This window comes from Pseudomonas sp. BN607, from assembly GCF_029871175.1.
Classification (GTDB): domain Bacteria; phylum Pseudomonadota; class Gammaproteobacteria; order Pseudomonadales; family Pseudomonadaceae; genus Aquipseudomonas.
In genome coordinates this window covers 37,564-57,299 of record NZ_SSOE01000059.1, presented here as the reverse complement: position 1 = coordinate 57,299, position 19,736 = coordinate 37,564, and the positions used below count along the sequence as shown (strand labels likewise).

The following is a 19,736-nucleotide window of genomic DNA, read 5'->3' as shown; positions in this document are numbered from 1 at the left end:
TTCCTTGTTCTTGAAGAGGGTTGGGGCAGATTGCCAGCGACTATAGCGGGTGGGTTCAGACGGGTTAAAGAACAAAAAATGCTTTGGTTATGCTTCTGCGCGTACCGGCCTCTTCGCGGGTAAACCCGCTCCCACAGGTACCGTGTAATGTTCACGCCTGTGGTGATCCTGTGGGAGCGGGCGCGCCCGCGAAAGGGCCTGTACAGGCAACGTCATTGCTTGGGAAACAACCCATTCCCACAGCGGGAACAGAACGCCGCCCCATGCTCATGGGTCTTCTTGTGGCAGGTCGGGCAACTATGCTGCAACTGCTCCCCGCGCATGGCATTGGCCAGCTCTGCCGTGAAGATGCCGGTTGGCACGGCAATGATCGAGTAACCGGTAATCATCACCAGCGACGACAGCACCTGCCCCAGCGGGGTCTTCGGCACGATGTCGCCAAAGCCCACCGTGGTCAGGGTAACGATGGCCCAATAGATGCCTTTGGGGATGCTGGTAAAGCCATGCTCAGGCCCTTCGATCACATACATCAGCGTGCCGAACACCGTTACCAGGGTCGATACGCTGACCAGGAACACGATGATTTTCTGCTTGCTGCCGCGCAGTGCCTCCATCAGGTAGTTGGCCTGCTTGAGGTACGGGCTGAGCTTGAGCACGCGGAAGATGCGCAGCATCCGGATGACCCGGATGATGAGCAGGTACTGGGCGTCGCTGTAGTACAGCGCGATGACCCCCGGCACGATCGCCAATAAATCGACCAGGCCGTAGAAACTGAAGGCATAGCGCAGCGGCTTGGGCGAGCAGTACAGGCGCGTGAGGTACTCGGCCAGGAATATCGCGGTAAAGCCCCACTCGATGGCGGCCAGCAGGCCGGCGTAACCCTGGTGCACCTCATCGATGCTGTCGAGGATCACCGTGACCAGGCTGGCCAGGATGATCAGCAACAGGATCTTGTCGAAACGGCGGCCGGCTACGGTGTCGGTCTGGAAGACCATGATGTAGAGGCGTTCGCGTAAAGATTGCGAAGACATGGGATACCTGATGCTTGACGTTGATGATCAACACTAGAGTGCGCGGGTGAGATGCACAAGCCGACGCAGAGCTGGCGAACTGGTAGAAATGCCAGTAGGCGGTGAGTGAAAAAACGCTAATCATGAGAACCGCAGGGTTCATCGGAGCGTGGCTATGTCAAATGCAAGGCAGCATCGTGCACGGGTTGGCTTGTTCTATCAGTCTGATGAGTTGGTTTGTGTCTCCGGTCAAGACAACGAACGCCTGCTGCAGGCTGGAGGGCAGGCATTGTTTCAGATAAGCCCGTCTCCAGCTTTATTGCTGGTCGATGGTGCAAATACCGTGAGTGCGGCTGGGTGGGGGGATCATTTTTTAAATGAAGCTTTTTCTGCCTACGGATACTCAGCGATAAGCAAGGGCAGGCCAATGGTCGGTTTCAACGGTCAATGGCGTGACCCGGTCACTACCGCTTACCCCTTGGGCAATGGCCATCGACTTTACATGCCATCGCTTCGGCGTTTCAGCCGTGCTGATAGCTTGAGCCCCTTTGGTGATGGAGGGATCAATGCCTATTGTTATTGCAGCGGTGACCCTGTGAATCGTGTTGATCCAACAGGACAGTATTGGGCGCTGCTAGGACGGATGGTAACTAAGTTTTTGAGTTTTCTGCCCGGACGAATGGTAAATAGGGCTGCGAGTGTTTTGCCCGGTCATGTAAGACACGTGGCGGCCGTCGAGACTTCGGTCCAAGGCATAAACGTTAGCGCAAGCCTCTCAGAGCATTTATTGCCCCGCTCTTTGGCGCCGGTTGTCCGGGATGGGTTTAGTCGGCATCAAGATGTATGGATCTATAAACCGGTAGCAGGTGGTAGAACCATGGTTGTGAATTACGGGGAGACGGGGCTCCGACAGAGCGTTTCGATGAGGCTTGAACCAAGGGGACTGGTCGAAGGTTGGGTTAAGGATGGTGTGGTGGTGCAGCCTACGGGTGCAAAGCCGGCGAGCATGAGGCAGGCAGGTTTTACTTTAGGCGGATACAAGCAGGAGGCTAATGGGAGGTGGAATTTTTATTACTATATCCAACCGCGCTCTTCACGTGTCGGGTGACACATAAGTTCTATGTATCCATTCCCTTTCAGGTGGCGAGAGGCTCAATGAGCCTCCTTATAAGGTTATGGCTATCTCAATCGTCGCTTTATGGCTTGGCTTTGACTGCTGTCGAACAGTGAGTGTGAAGCACGGCTACCCAGGAGCATCAGCCAGCAAGTGACGACAAAGGGCGCGGTAAGTCCTGGTATGGGCAGGTGTGTGAACATCGAATGCAGCAGCAGTGCCAAAACTATCGCAGCCAGTGTTACCCAGGCTCTTTCATGCTGGCGGCTGAAGGCTAACGCCGCCAATGCCGCATTGAACCCGTACAGCCCCAGCCACGCCGCCTGTGCCTGATCGGCGAGCAATGCCACGCCACCACCAATGGCTGAACCGATTACAGCCCACAGCGCCGCATAGGGATTGGCAATGAACATGCCGACGATGATCAGCAGCCCGGCCAAGGGTTGATCAAGCAGGAAGATCTGGCCCACGCCGCGCGCCAGGGCATCCAGCGGGTCGGCTTCTATGAAGCCGCTGGGGGCCGGGTTGGCGATCAGCAGCGTGGCCCAGCCTAACAGCACGAATGGCGCGGTATAGGCGACCAGCAGCTTGCCGCCACGCTTGCGCCACTGGTGGGTGATGATGCTGGACAGGCCGCCGGCGGCGATGATCAGCGGCGGCAGGATCGCCGACCAGGGCAGCACGGCGCAGATCAAAATGCCGATCAACACGCCGTTGTAGCAGTACAGCCCGGCCTGGCGGTCGGCACGGTCATAGCCGCGTGCCTGGGCGGTGAGCAGGCCGGCCAGGGCGCCAAGCAGTGCGCCGCCGACCAGGTTGGGTGCGGTGAGCAGGATGGCCAGCAGGCAGCACAGGCCGCACAGGGGGTTGCGCAGCAGCAGCACCTGGCTGAAGCCGTTGAGTAACGCCGTGGCCCAGTCGGGGCACGGATTGACGAAATTTTTGGTGTACATGGGGCAGTCAGTGAGGTTGATGGGGAGCGGTGGGCCTCTTCGGGCCTCGGGTTTTCCGCATGTTTGTTGTTGTGGGAGGGCTTTGCCCTCCATTCGCGGGGCAAGCCCGCTCCCACAGATAGACCACTTACCTTGAGACAGCGGTGTACTTGTGGGAGCGGGCTTGCCCCGCGAAAGGGCCTTTGGATCAGATCAAAGTCTCGATCCGCAGCGTGTTGGTCGACCCTGGCTTGCCGAAAGGCACGCCAGCGGTGATCAGCAGCGTGTCACCACGGCTGGCCATGCCTTGCGCCTGGGCAATCTCCAGGGCGGTGGAAACCACCTCGTCGACCTGGCGCAGGCGGTCGTTGACCACCGAATGCACACCCCAGGCCACGCTCAGGCGGCGCGCGGTGTTCAGGTTCGGCGTCAGGTTGAGGATCGGTGCCCGTGGCCGTTCACGTGCCGCGCGCAGGGTCGAGGCACCCGACTCGCTGTAGTTGACCAGCACCGCCACCGGCAGGATGCCGCTGATGCGGCGGATTGCGCAGCTGATGGCGTCCGACACGGTGGCCTCGGCTTTTGGCCGGCCGACGTCGAGCTGGGCCTGGTAGTCCGGGCCGTTCTCAACCTGGCGGATGATCTTGCTCATCATCTGCACGGCTTCGAGCGGGTAGTCACCCGAGGCGGTTTCGGCCGACAGCATCACTGCATCGGCACCTTCGGCCACCGCGTTGGCCACGTCGGTGACTTCGGCACGGGTTGGCGCTGGCGAGAAACGCATCGACTCGAGCATCTGCGTGGCCACCACCACCGGTTTGCCCAGTTGGCGGCAGGTGCCGATGATGTGCTTCTGGATCTGCGGCACGCTCTCGGCCGGCACTTCCACACCCAGGTCACCACGGGCCACCATGATCGCGTCTGCCAGCTCGGCGATGGCTTGCAGTTGCTCGACGGCCGATGGCTTCTCGATCTTGGCCATCAGGTAGGCGCGGTCGCCAATCAGCTGGCGCGCTTCAACGATGTCTTCAGGGCGCTGGACGAACGACAGGGCGACCCAGTCCACGCCCAGCTCCAGGCCAAAGGCCAGGTCACGGCGGTCTTTTTCGGTGAGCGGGGAGAGGTCGAGCACCGCTTGCGGCACGTTGACACCCTTGCGGTCGGACAGCTCGCCACCGTTCAGCACTTCGGTATCGATCGCGTCGTTGTGCTTGGCGGTCACCCGCAGACGCAGCTTGCCGTCGTCCAGCAGCAGGTCCATGCCGGGTTCGAGGGCGGCGATGATTTCCGGGTGCGGCAGGTTGACCCGGCGACTGTCGCCGGGGGTGTTGTCCAGATCCAGGCGCAGGGCCTGGCCGCGTTGCAGCTGCACCTTGCCCTCGGCAAAGCGGCCGACGCGCAGCTTCGGCCCCTGCAGGTCCATGAGGATGCCCAGGGGGTAGTTCAACTGCTGCTCGACTTCGCGGATCCACTGGTAGCGCAGGGCGTGGTCGGCGTGCTCGCCGTGGCTGAAGTTGAGGCGGAAGATGTTCACCCCCGCTTCGACCAGCTGGCGGATGTCGTCGATGCCTTTGATCGCAGGGCCGAGGGTGGCGAGGATCTTTACTTTTTTGTCAGGCGTCATGATTGGGCAGTCTCGAGGATCAGGATGGCGCGGAAGTCGTTGACGTTGGTGCGGGTTGGCTCGGTGACGATCAGTGCATCCAGCGCGGCGAAGTAGCCATAACCGTTGTTGTTGTCCAGCTCGTCACTGGCCGACAGGCCCAGGGCTTCGGCGCGGGCGTAGCTGGCCGGGGTCATGAAGGCACCGGCGTTTTCTTCCGAACCGTCGATGCCGTCGGTGTCACCGGCCAGGGCGTATACGCCTGGCAGGCCTTTGAGGCTTTCGGTGAGGCTGAGCAGGAATTCGGCGTTGCGCCCGCCGCGGCCGTTGCCGCGCACGGTCACGGTGGTTTCGCCGCCGGAGAGGATCACGCAGGGCGCCTTCAGCGGCTGGCCGTGCAGCACGATCTGCCGGGCGATGCCGGCGTGGACCTTGGCCACTTCGCGCGATTCGCCTTCCAGGTCACCGAGGATCAGCGGGCTGAAACCGGCTTGACGGGCTTTGACGGCGGCGGCTTCAAGCGACTGCTGGGGCTTGGCGATCAGCTGGAAGTGGCTGCGGGCCAAGGCCGGGTCATCGGCCTTGACGGTTTCCGAGGCGGGGTTGTTCAGCCAGTCGATGACCGCTTTGGGCGCTTCGATGTTGTAGCGCTTGAGGATGGCCAGGGCATCGGCCGAGGTGCTCGGGTCGGCTACGGTGGGGCCGGAAGCGATGACCGTGGCGAGGTCGCCCGGTACATCGGAAATGGCATAGGTGTAGACCGTGGCCGGCCAGCAGGCCTTGGCCAGTCGCCCGCCCTTGATCGCCGAGAGGTGCTTGCGCACGCAGTTCATCTCGCCGATGGTGGCGCCGGATTTCAGCAGTGCCTTGTTGATCTGCTGCTTGTCGGCCAGGGTCAGGCCTTCGGCAGGCAGGGCGAGCAGGGCCGAGCCACCGCCAGACAGCAGGAAGATGACGCGGTCTTCTTCGTTGAGGTTGCTGACCAGTTCCAGCACGCGCTTGGCCACAGCCAGGCCGGCAGCGTCGGGGACCGGGTGGGCGGCTTCGACCACCTCGATCTTCTGGCAGTTGGCGCCGTGGCCGTAACGGGTCACGACCAGGCCGGAGACTTCGCCCTGCCAGCTTTTCTCGACCACTTCGGCCATGGCAGCTGCGGCTTTGCCGGCGCCGATGACAATGACCCGGCCACTGCGGTCGGCGGGCAGGTAGGGTTCGAGGACTTGGCGGGGGTGGGCGGCGGCGATGGCTGTGTCGAACAGCTCGCGGAGAAGTTTTTGCGGATCGACCGACATGGCAGGCTCCCAATTATTGTTGTTCTGCAAAACCAAAAACGCCCCTGGAACTGCCTCCGTGCAGGCTGAACCAGGGGCGGGTGTTGCTCGGTGTCGCTGGCTGATCTGTGGTCGCAGGTCAGGCGGCGTGTGCTTCATCGCGACCGTAGCGCGCGCTGAAGCCGGTAAGGCTTACACGTTATTTTTCGTCGCGGATCGAGAAGTTGGCCATGTGTTCCAGGCCTTTGATCAGCGCCGAGTGGTCCCAGTTGCCGCCACCCAAGGCCTGGCAGGTGTTGAACACTTGCTGGGCATTGGAGGTGTTGGGCAGGTTGATGCCCAGTTCCTTGGCACCTTGCAGGGCCAGGTTCAGGTCTTTCTGGTGCAGGTTGATGCGGAAGCCCGGGTCGAAGGTGCCCTTGATCATGCGCTCGGCGTGTACTTCGAGGATTTTCGACGAAGCAAACCCGCCCATCAGTGCTTCACGCACCTTCGCAGGGTCGGCGCCGTTCTTGGCGGCGAACAGCAGGGCTTCGGCCACGGCCTGAATGTTCAGGGCGACGATGATCTGGTTGGCAACCTTGGCGGTCTGGCCGTCACCGTTACCGCCGACGCGGGTGATGTTCTTGCCCATGGCTTCGAACAGCGGCAGGGCGCGCTCGAAGGCTTTCGGGCAGCCACCGACCATGATGCTCAGGGTCGCCGCCTTGGCCCCGACTTCACCACCGGACACCGGGGCGTCCAGGTAAGCAGCGCCGGTAGCCTTGATCTTCTCGGCGAAGGCTTTGGTAGCGGTAGGGGAGATCGAGCTCATGTCGATCACCACCTTGTTCGGGCCCACGCCTTCGGCCACGCCGTTTTCACCGAACAGGACACTTTCGACCTGCGGGGTGTCGGGGACCATGACGATGATGAATTCGGCTTCCTGGGCAACTTCTTTCGGGTTGGCCAGGGCCACTGCACCGGCGGCGATCAGGTCGGCTGGCGCAGCGTCGTGGTGGGTGGAAACGAAGATGCTGTGACCTGCTTTTTGCAGGTTCTGGGCCATGGGCTTGCCCATGATGCCCGTGCCGATGAAACCGATTTTAGCCATGAGAAATTACCTCTTTGTAATTGTTTAAGCTGAACGCGGGCCTGCCCCTGTCCTGTGGGAGCGGGCTTGCCCCGCGAAGGCGGTAGATCAGGCAATGGAGGTGTCTTTGCGGGCGCTTTCGCGGGGCAAGCCCGCTCCCACATGGGTTTTCAGCCAGCCCAGGCCCGCTTCGGTGGTGGTCTTGGGCTTGTACTCCGCGCCCACCCAGCCCTGGTAACCAATGCGGTCCAGGTGCTCGAACAGGAAGCGGTAGTTGATTTCGCCAGTACCAGGCTCGTGACGGCCCGGGTTGTCGGCCAGCTGAATGTGATTGATCAGCTGCAGGTTGGTTTCCATGGTGCGAGCCAGGTCACCTTCCATGATCTGCATGTGGTAGATGTCGTACTGCAGGAACAGGTTGTCACTGCCCACCTCGGCCTGGATTTCCAGGGCCTGCTGGGTGGTGTTCAGGTAGAAGCCTGGGATGTCGCGGGTGTTGATCATTTCCATGACCAGGCGAATACCGGCGCCCTTGAGCTTGTCAGCGGCGTAGCGCAGGTTCTCGACGAAGGTCTTGCGTACGGTGGCGCAGTCCGGGCCTTGTGGGCGAATGCCGGCCAGGGCGTTGACCTGGGTGTTGCCCAGCACCTTGGCGTATTCGATGGCCTTGTCGACACCGGCACGGAATTCTTCGATGCGGTCGGGGTGGCAGGTGATACCGCGCTCACCTTTGGCCCAGTCGCCGGCAGGCAGGTTGAACAGCACCTGGGTCAGGCCGTTGGCTTCCAGCTGCTGCTTGATGTCGGCAGCGCTGAAGTCGTACGGGAACAGGTATTCGACGCCGCTGAAACCAGCATCGGCGGCAGCCTTGAAGCGGGCCAGGAAGTCCTGTTCGGTGAACAGCATGGACAGGTTGGCAGCGAAGCGAGGCATGAGTTGTCTCCTTGCGATGAAGGCCCCCAGGGCGTGCCTGGGGGCGTCAGGCGATCAGTCCAGCATCGAGATGGCGGTTGGCGCGTCGTTGCCGACCAGCGCCAGGTCTTCGAACTCGTTGACCGCGTTGATCTCGGTGCCCATGGAAATGTTGGTCACACGCTCGAGAATCACCTCGACCACGACCGGCACGCGGAACTCTTCGGCCATCTTCTGTGCCTTGAGCAGGGCAGGGGCGATCTCGGCCGGTTCGAACACGCGAATGGCCTTGCAGCCCAGGCCTTCGACCACTGCAACGTGGTCGACGCCATAGGTGGCAGCGTCGGTCGAGTTGATGTTCTCGAACGCCAGTTGTACACAGTAATCCATGTCGAAGCCACGCTGCGCCTGGCGGATCAGGCCCAGGTAGGCGTTGTTCACCAGTACGTGAACGTACGGCAGGTTGAACTGCGCACCCACCGCCAGTTCTTCGATCATGAACTGGAAGTCGTAGTCACCCGACAGCGCCACAACCTTGCGCTTCGGATCGGCTTTGACCACGCCCAGCGCAGCAGGGATGGTCCAGCCCAACGGGCCGGCCTGGCCGCAGTTGATCCAGTGGCGTGGTTTGTACACGTGCAGGAACTGCGCGCCGGCGATCTGCGACAGGCCGATGGTGCTGACGTAGCAGGTGTCCTTGCCGAATACCTGGTTCATTTCTTCGTAGACGCGCTGCGGCTTGACCGGCACGTTGTCGAAGTGGGTCTTGCGCTGCAGGCTTGCCTTGCGCTGTTGGCAGTCTTCCAGCCAGGCCTTGCGGCACTTCAGCTTGCCCGCGGCTTTCCACTCGCGAGCCACTTCGAGGAACACGTCCAGTGCCTTGCCTGCGTCGGAAACGATCCCCAGGTCAGGGGTGAACACGCGGCCGATCTGGGTCGGTTCGATATCTACGTGGACGAACTTGCGGCCTTCGGTGTAGACGTCGACGGAGCCGGTGTGGCGGTTGGCCCAGCGGTTGCCGATGCCGAACACCAGGTCGGACTTGAGCAGGGTGGCGTTGCCATAACGGTGCGAAGTCTGCAGGCCTACCATGCCGACCATCTGTGCGTGGTCGTCCGGAATGGTGCCCCAGCCCATCAGGGTCGGGATGACCGGTACACCGGTCAGTTCGGCGAACTCGACCAGCTTGTCGCTGGCATCGGCGTTGATGATGCCGCCACCGGCTACCAGCAGTGGGCGCTCGGCGTCATTGAGCAGGGCCAGGGCTTTCTCGGCCTGTACGCGGGTGGCGGATGGCTTGTTGACTGCCAGGGGTTCGTAGGCGTCGATGTCGAATTCGATTTCGGCCATCTGCACGTCGAACGGCAGGTCGATCAGTACCGGGCCAGGGCGGCCAGTGCGCATTTCATAAAAGGCCTTCTGGAAGGCATAAGGCACCTGGCCTGGCTCCAGAACGGTGGTTGCCCACTTGGTCACTGGCTTGACGATGTTGGTGATGTCGACAGCCTGGAAGTCTTCCTTGTGCAGGCGGGCACGTGGCGCCTGGCCAGTGATGCACAGAATCGGGATGGAGTCGGCCGAGGCACTGTACAGGCCGGTGACCATGTCGGTGCCGGCAGGGCCGGAAGTGCCGATGCACACACCGATGTTGCCCGGGTTGGCACGGGTGTAGCCCTCGGCCATGTGCGAGGCACCTTCGACGTGACGAGCGAGGACGTGATCGATGCCACCGACTTTTTTCAGGGCCGAGTACAACGGGTTGATGGCAGCCCCCGGGATGCCGAACGCGGTATCTACACCTTCACGGCGCATGACCAGAACGGCTGCATCGATTGCTCTCATTTTGCTCATGGTTTGTGCCTCATCGATTTTGTAATTGTATACAACTTGCTTTGCGACAGAGTGTATTCACGCCTGGCGGCTCAGGTCAATGGGTTTTCATCGGGTGGGCTCGCTTTCGTCAAAGCGGCCGTGAAAACGGCTATTTGCGCCATCGCATACGATCTTTTCAAAATATTGCATACAAAAATACATTTCGTTGTGTTCTATTTGTTCTATCGGTTTTCAACTGCCCTCAGGGCTTCTCACAACAAGAAGAGGACCTTTCCATGAACGTCTTGAACCTGAAAGTCGCTGTCAGCCTGGTAAACGCCGCACTGGCGGCGGGCCGCAAGATCAATGCCGCGCCACTGACCGTGGCGGTGCTGGATGCCGGTGGGCACCTGCTGGCGTTGCAGCGTGAGGATGGCGCCAGCCTGATCCGGCCTGAGGTGGCCACTGGCAAAGCCTGGGGTGCGATTGCCCTGGGCAAGGGGTCGCGCTTGCTGGCGCTGGATGCGCAGCAGCGGCCGGCGTTTTTTGCTGCGCTGAACGGGATGGGGGAGCGGCCGGTGGTGCCAGCACCGGGTGGGGTGCTGATTCGTGATCAGGACGGCAAGGTGCTGGGTGCCGTGGGGATCAGCGGCGATACGTCGGATATCGACGAGCAGTGTGCGATCAGTGCGATCGAGGAGGTGGGGTTGCGGGCAGATGCCGGGGTAGCGGCCTAAATCTCTATTGCCTGTTCTGGCCCATTCGCGGGCAAGCCCGCTCCCACCGGGACTCCACTACCTTAAGGTATGTGGTGATCCCGTGGGAGCGGGCTTGCCCGCGAATGGCCCTTCAGGATGGTTCAGGCTGCCTCAGGCTCACAACCTTTCAAGACCATACGAATGATGGTTTCGGCCGCCGCGTCATAATCACTGTCGGCCAGCTTGGCCTTGCCGGTCACCGCAGAAATCTGCCAGTCGAAGTCGGCATAGGTCTGGGTCGCTGCCCAGATGCTGAACATCAGGTGATGCGCGTCCACATGGGCGATCTGCCCTCGGTCGATCCAGCGCTGGATGCACTCGATGTTGTGGCGGGCCTGTTCGTTCAGTTGCTCTACCTGGTTTGCCGACAGGTGCGGGGCGCCATGCATGATTTCGCTGGCGAACACCTTGGAGGCATGCGGCAGGTCGCGCGAAATGCGGATCTTTGAACGAATGTAGGCACTCAGCACTTCTTTCGGGTCGCCGTCGGCATTGAACGGCGTAGATGCCTGCATGATCGGCGCAATGATGCTTTCCAGGACCTCGCGGTAGAGATTGTCCTTGGACTTGAAGTAGTAATACACGTTCGGCTTGGGCAGGCCGGCCTTGGCCGCGATATCGCTGGTCTTGGTGGCGGCGAAGCCCTTGTCGGCGAATTCCTCGCTTGCCGCGCGCAGGATCAATTCCTTGTTGCGCTCGCGAATGGTGCTCATGGTCAGGGATCTTCCTCGTGTCTGGCCACCTCTAAGAGGGATCGGGCATGGTAGCACCGGCCTCGACGGGCGCTCAAGGCAGCGGCTTTGGGCTAGAATCCGGCACATTGACTTATTTGGATACAAGCAAACATGGCAGGAAGCAGTCTACTGGTACTGATCGACGATATCGCCACGCTGCTGGACGACGTCTCTCTGATGACCAAGGTAGCGGCAAAAAAAACCGCAGGCGTGCTGGGTGATGACCTGGCGCTGAATGCCCAGCAGGTCACTGGCGTGCGTGCCGATCGTGAGTTGCCGGTGGTGTGGGCGGTGGCCAAAGGGTCGTTGCTGAACAAGGCCATTCTGGTGCCGGCGGCCTTGCTGATCAGCGCCTTCATCCCCTGGGCAGTGACGCCCCTGCTGATGCTGGGCGGTGCGTACCTGTGCTTCGAGGGTTTCGAGAAGCTGGCGCACAAGTTCTTGCACAGCAAGGAAGAGGATGAGGCGCAGCACGCGGCGCGCAAGGAGGCCGTGGCCGATGCCAGTGTTGACCTGGTGGCTTTTGAAAAAGCCAAGATCAAAGGGGCGGTGCGTACCGACTTCATCCTGTCGGCGGAAATCATCGCCATTACCTTGGGTATCGTGGCCGACTCGCCGCTGACTCAGCAGATCATCGTGCTGTCGGGCATTGCGGTGGTGATGACCATTGGGGTGTATGGGTTGGTAGGCGGGATCGTCAAGCTTGACGACCTTGGGCTGTGGATGGCCCGCAAAACCTCCAGGCTGACTCAGGCAGTGGGTAACGGCATCTTGCGGGCGGCACCGTACATGATGAAAAGCCTGTCGGTGATCGGTACTGCAGCGATGTTCCTGGTAGGGGGTGGGATCCTGGTGCATGGCATCGAGCCGCTGCATCATGCCATCGAGGCGTTCAGCGAAGGGCGTGGCGGGGCGCTGACCGGGGCGTTGCTCAACGGCGGCGTCGGAGTCATCGCAGGTGCTGTGGTGCTGGCGGTGGTAAGCGTTGCGGGGAAATTGTGGCGGGCAGTTCGGCCAGCCAATTGAGGCGTGTGGCCGGGGCTTTGCCCCGGTTCGCGGGTGAACCCGCTCCTACCAGGTACCGCGTTTGCCTTGAACCCGGCGCGGTCCCTGTAGGAGCGGGTTTACCCGCGAATGGGCCGCAGCGCGGCCCCGAGCGATCCGTTCAGAAGTGAACCTTGACCAAGAAGCTCATGGTGTTCTGGTCGGTAGTGAAAGCATCGCTGTCCTTGATGCCGTACTTGTTCTTCCAGTAGTCATACTCCACACCCACGTACAGCTGTTTCTCACCCAGGTGCAGTGCCTTGCCCAGGTCATACTTGATCTGCGGGTTGAAGTGCAGGTTGGCCTGGTAGGTGCCACGGCGGTTCTCGTCGTTGTCCACCACCCAGTCCATGAAACCATCGATCAGCACATCGGAATCACCGACTGGAATGGTGTACGACCACACCGGGGTGATCTGCCACACGTTGTCGCCTGCGCGGCTGCCGTCGGTGGTGCGGTTGTAGAAGTTCAGCTGGAAGTAGTCGAAGCCCGGGATGGCCAGGTCGAAGCCCGGACCGATCAGGTAAGACTCGGTGTCACCCTCGCCAAACTCGTAGGTCATCGCCAGCAGCACGTCCTTGACCGGGCCCAACTCCAGCTTCTGGTCGAAGATCTTGCCGAACGACAGGCGTGGGCTGAACTCGCCATAGTAGGTGTTGGGGCCGTTGCTGGCGTCCTTCTTGCCTTGGTAGAAGATCTTGTCGACGAAGAAGAAGTTATCGCCGTACTTCCACGCGTCGGCGTGTTCGAAGGTGAATGTTTGCTGGGTCTCGGGGTTTACCTTGAAGTTCTTGCCCCACAGGTAGGTCAGGCTGTTGTTCTGCCATTGCAGCAGGTCGCCGCCGAAGGTGGTGCCGCAGGCCAGCAGGCCGCCGGCGAGGATCAGGCTGTTGATGGTACGCATTGCGAGTGTCGCTCCCTTGATTGATCTGTTGTCAGCGCTCGTTACCGGCGCTTTTTTTGTCTTTTAAGTCAGCTTTTTTCGATAGGCCACAGCTGTTTGGCAAGGGTCGAGCCAACTTTTCCGGGTTGGCAAAACCTTCCTGCTCGACTTCGTTCTGAACGGATGAAAAGGGTCTTTCAGGCTGGCAACACGTTGGCCAACCGCCCGTATTCATTGACTGAGCGGTCAGTAAACGCAGGCAGAATCCGTTCTGCCCTGATCGAGGGGGCGCGCAGATTACTGGCTTGCGGGCCGCGCCTCAAGTGCTCCGTCCTGGAGCGGGGTGATTCAATCTTGTGCGTTTGGTCAACTTCTTAGAAGTGTACCTTGATCAGCGCACTGGCGACGCTCTGGTTACTGTCCAGGTTGCCGCGGCTGTCGATGCCGTACTTGTCTTTCCAGTAGCTGTACTCGAAGCCGACATAGAGCTGCTTGGCACCCAGGTTCAGCGCCTTGCCCAGGTCGTATTTGACCTGCGGGTTGAAGTGCAGGTTGGCGTGATAGGTGCCACGTCGGGTCTGGTCATTGTCGGTGACCCAGTCCATGTAACCGTCGATCAGAATGTCGGAGCGGCCCACTGGAATGGTGTACGACCAGCCGGGGGTGATCTGCCAGACATTGTCGCCGGGGCGGCTGCCCTCGGTGTTGCGCACGTAGAAGTTGAGGGTGAAGTAGTTGAAGCCGGGGATATCCAGGTCGAAGCCGGGGCCGATCAGGTAGGCCTCGTTGTCGCCTTCGCCACGCTCGTAGGTCATGGCCAGCAACACGTCCTTGATCGGGCCGAAGGCCAGCTTCTTGTCGAAGATCTTGCCGAACGAAAGCCGCGGGCTGAACTCACCGTAGTAGGTGGTCCCGCCTTTGCTGGCGTCGGGTTTACCGTTGTAGAAGATCTTGTCGACGAACATGAAGGTGTCGCCGTACTTCCATTTGTTGGCGTGCTCGAAGGTCACCGTCTGCTGGATGCTGGGGTTGACCTTGAAGTCCTTGCCGTACAGGTAGGTCAGGCTTTCGCCGTGCCACTGCAGCCATTCGCCAGCGTGGGCGGGGACGGTAGCCAGCAGGCTGCTGCCCAGCAAGAGGGACGTGGTGATGCGTTTCATGTTGTGGTTCCCGGACTTATTGTTTTTTTTGGGTTTTTTCGGCGCGCAGGCGCCCCGGGCGGCCCATTCCGGCGGGCCGACGGTGTAGCGTTTACGGCGAGGTCGAGGCAGGGGCGGCAGTGCGCCGCCCCCTCTTGCTCAATGTTGGTGACAAGCGTCGTTGTGCACCGCGCGGTCGGCACCGCCGAGGATGTTGAACAGCACGTTCAACACCAGGGCACAGACCGTGGCCATGGCGATACCGCTGTGGGTGATGGGTTCCATCCACTGTGGCATCTGCGCGAAGAACTCCGGACGCACCACGGGGATCAGCCCGAAGCCGACGCTCACGGCAACCAGCAACTGGTTGCGGCGGTCGCCGATGTCCGCTTCCTGCAGAATCTTGATCCCGGTAGCGGTGACCATGCCGAACATGGCGATGGACGCGCCCCCCAGTACCGCAGGCGGGATCGAGGCAATCAGGAAGGCCGCCTTGGGCAACAGGCTGAGCAGAATCAACAGTGCACCGGCGACGATGGTGACATAGCGGCAGCGCACCCCGGTCATCTGCACCAGGCCGATGTTCTGGGCGAACGAGGAGTGGGTGAAGGTGTTGAAGAAGCCGGCGACGAACGATGCACCGGCATCGCACAGCAGCCCGCGACGCAGCATCCCTGGGGTGACTTCGCGATCGGTCACCTTGCCCAGCGCCAGGAACATGCCGGTGGACTCGACGAAGATGATCACCACGACCAGGCACATGGACAGGATCGGCGCCAGGCTGAAGGTTGGCATGCCGAAGTGCAGGGGGGTGACCACCTGCAGCCACGGTGCTTCGTTCAGGCCCGACAGGTCGACCATGCCGATGGAGCCGGCCAGGATGTAGCCAAGGCCCATGCCCACCAGTACCGACACGTTGACCCAGAAGCCGCGCATGAAGCGGTTGATCAACAGGATCACGGCCAGCACCAGGCCGGCCACCAGCAGGTAGATCGGCGAGCCGAACGTGCTGGCATCCTGGCCGCCGCCGGCCCAGTTGACCGCCACTGGGAACAGCGACAGGCCAATCGAGGTGATCACCGTGCCGGTGACCAACGGCGGGAAGAAACGCACCACCTTGGACATGAACGGCGCAATCAGCATGCCGAAGAACCCGGCAGCGATGGTGGCGCCGAAGATCCCCTGCAGGCCTACGCCGGGCATGCCGGCCATGGCCACCATGCTGCCGACGGCAGCGAAACTGGCACCCATCATCACCGGCATGCGGATGCCCACCGGGCCGATACCGAACGATTGGATGATGGTGGCGACGCCCGCGACCAGCAGGTCGGCGTTGATCAGGAAAGCGACTTCTTCACGGGACAACCCGGCAGCCTGGCCGATGATGAGCGGCACGGCGATGGCGCCACCGTACATCAGCAGAACGTGTTGCAGGCCAACCAGGAACAGTTGGAACAGGGGCAAGGGTTCGCGCGGCGGCGCAATGGGGATGTACGCCTTGCGTGACTCGGACATGCAGCACCTCGAGTTTTGTTTTTATTCTCGGATCCAAGCGGCAGGCCTCATGCCTGCGCGCTCGATGCTTGCTTGTTGCGTTACACATGAAGCCTGAGGCTGGGTTACCGGCCTCTTCGCGGGCAAGCCCGCTCCTACAGGGAATGGTGATTCCCTGAGGGCGGGTTGCCTGGCGAGGTGCTGTCAGTTGACCTGGGCGCCTTTGGCGATCCAGTCGCCGACGAGCTTGCGCTCTTCGGTGGTCATCTGGGTGATGTTGCCCAGCGGCATGATCTGGCTGGCAACCGCTTGCGCCTGAATGCGCGCGGCCTGGGCCTGGATCTGCTGCGGAGTGTCGAACATCACGCCGGCAGGAGCAGCGCTGAACAGTGGGCTGGTCGGCTTGGACGAGTGGCACACAGTGCAGCGTTCCTGGATGACATTGTGGATCTTGTCGAAGTCGCCACCTCCGGCCTGGGCAACGGCCTGAGCGGGTGCTTCAGCGGCAGCTGCGGGTGCTTCGGCAGCCTTGGCGGCGTCCTCGGCGCGCTGCTCGGCAGCGGTCTTGCCCCCTACAGCGGTCGCTGGCAGCGGCTGGTACTCGATCTTCGCTGCGGCCTGCTCAGGGCTGACTGCCATCGGTTTCGGGCCGGTGACATAGGCCAGGCAGATCATTGCCAGGGCGCCGACAGGCAAGGTCCAGGCGTACTTGTTGCTGTCGTGGCGGGTGTTGAAGTAGTGGCGGATCAGCACCGCAGCTACAGCGATACCGGCCAGGATCAGCCAGTTGTACTGGCTACCGTAGGTGCTCGGGAAATGGTTGCTGATCATGATGAACAGCACCGGCAGGGTGAAGTAGTTGTTGTGACGCGAGCGCAGCAGGCCTTTGGCCGGCAGCACTGGGTCGGGCGTCTGGTTGTTCTCGATCGCCGCCACCAGCTGGCGCTGTGCCGGCATGATGATACGGAACACGTTACCGACCATGATGGTGCCGATGATCGCGCCGGTGTGCAGGTAGGCACCACGGCCGCTGAACACCAGGCTGAAGCCCCAGCAGGCGGCAATGATCAGCACGAACAGTACACCACCGAGCAGCGCTGGCTTCTTGCCCAGGGGCGAGTCGCACAGGAAGTCGTAGACGAACCAGCCAGCGATCAGCGAGCCGATACCGATGGCCACGCCTTCGGCACCGCTAAGGGTGCTGCCAGGGGCCAGCAGGTACAGCGCCGGGTTCCAGTAGAACACCACGCACAGCAGGGCGATACCGGACATCCAGGTGAAGTAGGCTTCCCATTTGAACCAGTGCAGGTTCTCGGGCATTTTCGGGGGTGCGAGCTTGTATTTCTCCAGGTGGTAGATACCACCGCCGTGAATCGCCCAGAGATCACCCGACAACCCATCGCGCGGGTTGCTTCGGTTCAGGTGGTTCTCCAGCCAGACGAAGTAGAACGATGCACCGATCCAGGCGACACCGGTGATCATGTGAACCCAGCGAATGCTCAGGTTCAGCCATTCGTGAAGGTGTGCTTCCACAGTATGTACCTCTGCCAATCACCGTGAACGATGATCGACCTTTTCTTATTGGTGGGGATTGAGGATCAGCATCTGTTCCTCGGTGAAGTAATGCTCATCGCAGTTGTTGCCAGAACCGCTGCGATCAACCACCAGGAAATCATCCCGCTTTTCGATCGTCAGCACCGGGTGGTGCCAGACGCCGCGATGGTAATTAACGCCCTGCCTGCCGTTACTGCGGAAGGCGCGGACCAAGCCTGATACAGGTGCATCGCCAACGGGCGCGACCACGATCAGAAAGGGGTTGCCGAGCAGCGGGATAAAAGCCTGGCTGCCCAGCGGATGGCGTTCCAGCATGCGCACGGTCAGCGGCATGTCCAGCGCGTCGGCGCGGAAGATGCTGATGATCGCCTTGTCTTCAGGCTCGGCGGTCTCCACCGTGGCGAGCTTGTGGAAGCGCATGGTCGAGCCGTTGTTGATCATGAAGTGGTCGCTGCCGTCGGTTTCGATCACGTCTCCGAACTGGGCGAAGGCTTCTTTGGTCAGGGGCTCGATCATCAGGGTGCGCATGCGGTTATCTCTTCTATTGTTCGTTTTCTGAATAAGGTTCGGCTGATGCTTACAGCTGCAGCAGGCGGAACAGGGCGATCAGGTTGATCTGCGCCAGGGCTTCCTTGAATTCGGCATCGCTGTCGTTGTGGATGCGTTTTTCGAAGGCGGCCAGGATCTGGTGCCGGTTGCTGCCTTTTACCGCCATGATGAACGGGAACTGGAACTTGGCCTTGTACGCATCGTTCAGTTCGGTGAACCGGGCGAACTCTTCGGCGGTGCACTGGTGAATACCGGCACCGGCCTGCTCGTTGGTGCTCGATTCGGTCAGTTCGCCCTGGATGGCGGCCTTGCCTGCCAGGTCCGGGTGAGCATTGATCAGCGCGAGCTGGTCAGCGTGGTTGGCACTGAGCAGGATGTCGCTCATGCGCTGGTGCAGCGCCTCGATCTCGTCCAGCTCATCCAACTGGCCCAAGTCGTAGGCCTTTTCGGCAACCCACGGCGAGTGCTCGTAGATATCGGCGAAGGCCTTGACGAAGGCGTCACGGCCCAGGGCGGATGGCTTGAGGGTGTTGAAGGCGGTCATCAGGCGTTCTCTTTCTTGTACGGGTGGGTGGTGTGCCAGTGGCGGGCGATGTCCACGCGACGGGCGAACCAGACCTGGTCATGGCTCTTGGCGTAGTCGACGAAGCGCTTCAGCGCGGCCAGGCGCGCCGGGCGGCCAACCAGCCGGCAGTGCAGGCCGATGGAAAGCATTTTCGGCGCTTCGGCGCCTTCGGCGTACAGCACATCGAAAGCGTCCTTCAGGTACTGGAAGAACTGCTCGCCGCAGTTGAAGCCCTGTACCTGGGTGAAGCGCATATCGTTGGTGTCGAGGGTGTACGGGATCACCAGGTGCGGCTTGCCGGTAGGGTTGTTCGGCTCCCAGTAGGGCAGGTCGTCGTCATAGGTGTCGCTGTCGTAGAGAAAACCGCCTTCTTCCATGACCAGGCGACGGGTGTTCGGGCCGGTACGGCCGGTGTACCAGCCCAACGGGCGCTCGCCGGTGAGTTCGGTGAGGATGCGGATGGCTTCGAGCATGTGCTCGCGTTCCTGGGCCTCGTCCATGTTCTGGTAGTCGATCCAGCGATAGCCGTGGCTGCAGATTTCATGGCCGGCTTCGACCATGGCGCGGATCACGTCCGGGTGGCGCTGGGCGGCCATGGCCACGGCGAAGATGGTCAGTGGTACGCCGCTGTCCTTGAACAGCTTCAGCAGGCGCCATACGCCGGCACGGCTGCCGTATTCGTACAACGATTCCATGCTCATGTTGCGCTGGCCCTGCAGGGGCTGGGCAGCGACCATCTCGGACAGGAAGGCTTCGGATTCCTTGTCACCGTGCAGGATGTTGCGTTCGCCACCTTCCTCGTAATTGAGAACGAAAGACAGCGCGATGCGGGCGTTACCCGGCCATTGCGGGTGAGGAGGGTTGTTGCCGTAACCGATCAGGTCGCGAGGGTAATCAGCGCTCACTGCAGTCTTCCTTCTTGTGCGTTAGTGCGGGGGGTGGGCGGGCCGCGTCGGTATGTCGCACCACCGGATGGGCTGATTGTATACAACTTCTGAAATCTTTTGTAAGCCTGTTTTTCCGCATTTCTTCCCTTTTGTCGCCTGACAGCGACCTGGAAATACAGTGCAAGAAACCTGCCTGATTGGTCAGCTAATGAGGTTGGCATCGTTATGGTGCGTGTATTTGCGACCGATGGGACGTTAATGGGCAGTAAATGAAGGGTGTGACAGAGGGGATCAAAAAATTGTGTACAATCCTTGGATGGAATGTCTTAATAACGTCATTCCCGCCTACCGCAGGCGCTAAGCTGGTGCGATGGCTGAGTATTTTTTGCCCACAGATTGAACA

The 19,736-nt window shown here is 61.1% G+C and carries 18 protein-coding genes; 3 read left to right on the top strand and 15 right to left on the bottom strand.

The window, feature by feature from the left end; genetic code table 11:
* Positions 1 to 212 precede the first annotated feature (212 nt).
* On the bottom strand, positions 213 to 1,031 hold the full coding sequence (locus E8E68_RS16765) for an ion transporter (RefSeq protein ID WP_266032485.1): 819 nt from the start codon (positions 1,029 to 1,031) through the stop codon (positions 213 to 215).
* Between the two features lie 154 nt (positions 1,032 to 1,185).
* Here E8E68_RS16765 and E8E68_RS16760 point away from each other — a divergent pair, with 154 nt between their 5' ends.
* Positions 1,186 to 2,118 carry an RHS repeat-associated core domain-containing protein gene (locus E8E68_RS16760; protein ID WP_266032488.1) on the top strand — a complete coding sequence of 311 codons (933 nt, stop codon included), beginning with the start codon at positions 1,186 to 1,188 and terminating at the stop codon, positions 2,116 to 2,118.
* 71 nt (positions 2,119 to 2,189) lie between these two features.
* Here the strand turns inward: E8E68_RS16760 and E8E68_RS16755 are convergent, their stop codons facing one another.
* The 6 genes from E8E68_RS16755 to gcl all read right to left on the bottom strand — a co-directional run bounded on the left by E8E68_RS16755 (position 2,190) and on the right by gcl (position 9,765).
* The gene (locus tag E8E68_RS16755; RefSeq protein ID WP_280342980.1) at positions 2,190 to 3,077 is read right to left on the bottom strand and encodes an urea transporter; all 888 of its coding nucleotides are present in this window, start codon (positions 3,075 to 3,077) and stop codon (positions 2,190 to 2,192) included.
* A 187-nt stretch (positions 3,078 to 3,264) separates the two neighbouring features.
* Positions 3,265 to 4,680: a pyruvate kinase gene (gene pyk / locus E8E68_RS16750; protein ID WP_266032494.1), complete on the bottom strand. Its 1,416-nt coding sequence runs from the start codon at positions 4,678 to 4,680 to the stop codon at positions 3,265 to 3,267.
* Positions 4,677 to 5,951 carry a glycerate kinase gene (locus E8E68_RS16745; protein WP_266032497.1) on the bottom strand — a complete coding sequence of 425 codons (1,275 nt, stop codon included), beginning with the start codon at positions 5,949 to 5,951 and terminating at the stop codon, positions 4,677 to 4,679. The genes pyk and E8E68_RS16745 overlap by 4 nt, the downstream gene beginning before the upstream one ends.
* Before the next feature lie 178 nt (positions 5,952 to 6,129).
* A complete protein-coding gene (locus E8E68_RS16740; RefSeq protein WP_266032500.1) occupies positions 6,130 to 7,023 on the bottom strand; it encodes a 2-hydroxy-3-oxopropionate reductase in 894 nt (297 codons plus the stop codon).
* A gap of 87 nt (positions 7,024 to 7,110) precedes the next feature.
* Positions 7,111 to 7,935 carry a hydroxypyruvate isomerase gene (gene hyi, locus E8E68_RS16735; RefSeq protein ID WP_266032502.1) on the bottom strand — a complete coding sequence of 275 codons (825 nt, stop codon included), beginning with the start codon at positions 7,933 to 7,935 and terminating at the stop codon, positions 7,111 to 7,113.
* 54 nt (positions 7,936 to 7,989) lie between these two features.
* Entirely contained in the window at positions 7,990 to 9,765 is a 1,776-nt protein-coding gene (gcl, locus tag E8E68_RS16730) for a glyoxylate carboligase (protein WP_110746412.1), read from the bottom strand.
* Positions 9,766 to 10,022: 257 nt separating this feature from the next.
* Between gcl and E8E68_RS16725 the strand changes: the two genes are divergently transcribed.
* A complete protein-coding gene (locus E8E68_RS16725; RefSeq protein WP_043197231.1) occupies positions 10,023 to 10,463 on the top strand; it encodes a heme-binding protein in 441 nt (146 codons plus the stop codon).
* 122 nt (positions 10,464 to 10,585) lie between these two features.
* Here E8E68_RS16725 and E8E68_RS16720 read toward each other — a convergent pair whose 3' ends face one another.
* Positions 10,586 to 11,197, bottom strand: coding sequence for a TetR/AcrR family transcriptional regulator (locus E8E68_RS16720; RefSeq protein WP_266032515.1), 612 nt, complete (start codon positions 11,195 to 11,197; stop codon positions 10,586 to 10,588).
* 132 nt (positions 11,198 to 11,329) lie between these two features.
* Between E8E68_RS16720 and E8E68_RS16715 the strand changes: the two genes are divergently transcribed.
* The gene (locus tag E8E68_RS16715; protein ID WP_266032517.1) at positions 11,330 to 12,244 is read left to right on the top strand and encodes a DUF808 domain-containing protein; all 915 of its coding nucleotides are present in this window, start codon (positions 11,330 to 11,332) and stop codon (positions 12,242 to 12,244) included.
* A 139-nt stretch (positions 12,245 to 12,383) separates the two neighbouring features.
* Here E8E68_RS16715 and E8E68_RS16710 read toward each other — a convergent pair whose 3' ends face one another.
* The 7 genes from E8E68_RS16710 to puuE all read right to left on the bottom strand — a co-directional run bounded on the left by E8E68_RS16710 (position 12,384) and on the right by puuE (position 19,351).
* Positions 12,384 to 13,166 (bottom strand): outer membrane protein OmpK, encoded by a 783-nt coding sequence (locus tag E8E68_RS16710; protein ID WP_004576922.1) that lies wholly within the window; start codon positions 13,164 to 13,166, stop codon positions 12,384 to 12,386.
* A gap of 353 nt (positions 13,167 to 13,519) precedes the next feature.
* Entirely contained in the window at positions 13,520 to 14,305 is a 786-nt protein-coding gene (locus tag E8E68_RS16705; protein ID WP_110746421.1) for an outer membrane protein OmpK, read from the bottom strand.
* 138 nt (positions 14,306 to 14,443) lie between these two features.
* Entirely contained in the window at positions 14,444 to 15,799 is a 1,356-nt protein-coding gene (locus E8E68_RS16700) for a nucleobase:cation symporter-2 family protein (protein ID WP_266032521.1), read from the bottom strand.
* Between the two features lie 183 nt (positions 15,800 to 15,982).
* The gene (locus tag E8E68_RS16695; RefSeq protein ID WP_266032524.1) at positions 15,983 to 17,311 is read right to left on the bottom strand and encodes a urate hydroxylase PuuD; all 1,329 of its coding nucleotides are present in this window, start codon (positions 17,309 to 17,311) and stop codon (positions 15,983 to 15,985) included.
* Positions 17,312 to 17,356: 45 nt separating this feature from the next.
* Positions 17,357 to 17,860, bottom strand: a complete 504-nt coding sequence (locus tag E8E68_RS16690) for an ureidoglycolate lyase (protein ID WP_110746428.1) — start codon at positions 17,858 to 17,860, stop codon at positions 17,357 to 17,359.
* 49 nt (positions 17,861 to 17,909) lie between these two features.
* A complete protein-coding gene (gene uraD / locus E8E68_RS16685; RefSeq protein WP_110746430.1) occupies positions 17,910 to 18,425 on the bottom strand; it encodes a 2-oxo-4-hydroxy-4-carboxy-5-ureidoimidazoline decarboxylase in 516 nt (171 codons plus the stop codon).
* On the bottom strand, positions 18,425 to 19,351 hold the full coding sequence (gene puuE, locus E8E68_RS16680; protein WP_021783015.1) for an allantoinase PuuE: 927 nt from the start codon (positions 19,349 to 19,351) through the stop codon (positions 18,425 to 18,427). The genes uraD and puuE overlap by 1 nt, the downstream gene beginning before the upstream one ends.
* Positions 19,352 to 19,736: the final 385 nt, after the last annotated feature.

Excerpts from the sequence above, each read along its gene's own strand:
- E8E68_RS16765 (WP_266032485.1), bottom strand. The coding sequence starts at position 1,031 with ATGTCTTCGCAATCTTTACGCGAACGCCTCTACATCATGGTCTTCCAG.
- E8E68_RS16760 (WP_266032488.1), top strand. The coding sequence starts at position 1,186 with ATGTCAAATGCAAGGCAGCATCGTGCACGGGTTGGCTTGTTCTATCAG.
- E8E68_RS16755 (WP_280342980.1), bottom strand. The coding sequence starts at position 3,077 with ATGTACACCAAAAATTTCGTCAATCCGTGCCCCGACTGGGCCACGGCG.
- pyk (WP_266032494.1), bottom strand. The coding sequence starts at position 4,680 with ATGACGCCTGACAAAAAAGTAAAGATCCTCGCCACCCTCGGCCCTGCG.
- E8E68_RS16745 (WP_266032497.1), bottom strand. The coding sequence starts at position 5,951 with ATGTCGGTCGATCCGCAAAAACTTCTCCGCGAGCTGTTCGACACAGCC.
- E8E68_RS16740 (WP_266032500.1), bottom strand. The coding sequence starts at position 7,023 with ATGGCTAAAATCGGTTTCATCGGCACGGGCATCATGGGCAAGCCCATG.
- hyi (WP_266032502.1), bottom strand. The coding sequence starts at position 7,935 with ATGCCTCGCTTCGCTGCCAACCTGTCCATGCTGTTCACCGAACAGGAC.
- gcl (WP_110746412.1), bottom strand. The coding sequence starts at position 9,765 with ATGAGCAAAATGAGAGCAATCGATGCAGCCGTTCTGGTCATGCGCCGT.
- E8E68_RS16725 (WP_043197231.1), top strand. The coding sequence starts at position 10,023 with ATGAACGTCTTGAACCTGAAAGTCGCTGTCAGCCTGGTAAACGCCGCA.
- E8E68_RS16720 (WP_266032515.1), bottom strand. The coding sequence starts at position 11,197 with ATGAGCACCATTCGCGAGCGCAACAAGGAATTGATCCTGCGCGCGGCA.
- E8E68_RS16715 (WP_266032517.1), top strand. The coding sequence starts at position 11,330 with ATGGCAGGAAGCAGTCTACTGGTACTGATCGACGATATCGCCACGCTG.
- E8E68_RS16710 (WP_004576922.1), bottom strand. The coding sequence starts at position 13,166 with ATGCGTACCATCAACAGCCTGATCCTCGCCGGCGGCCTGCTGGCCTGC.
- E8E68_RS16705 (WP_110746421.1), bottom strand. The coding sequence starts at position 14,305 with ATGAAACGCATCACCACGTCCCTCTTGCTGGGCAGCAGCCTGCTGGCT.
- E8E68_RS16700 (WP_266032521.1), bottom strand. The coding sequence starts at position 15,799 with ATGTCCGAGTCACGCAAGGCGTACATCCCCATTGCGCCGCCGCGCGAA.
- E8E68_RS16690 (WP_110746428.1), bottom strand. The coding sequence starts at position 17,860 with ATGCGCACCCTGATGATCGAGCCCCTGACCAAAGAAGCCTTCGCCCAG.
- uraD (WP_110746430.1), bottom strand. The coding sequence starts at position 18,425 with ATGACCGCCTTCAACACCCTCAAGCCATCCGCCCTGGGCCGTGACGCC.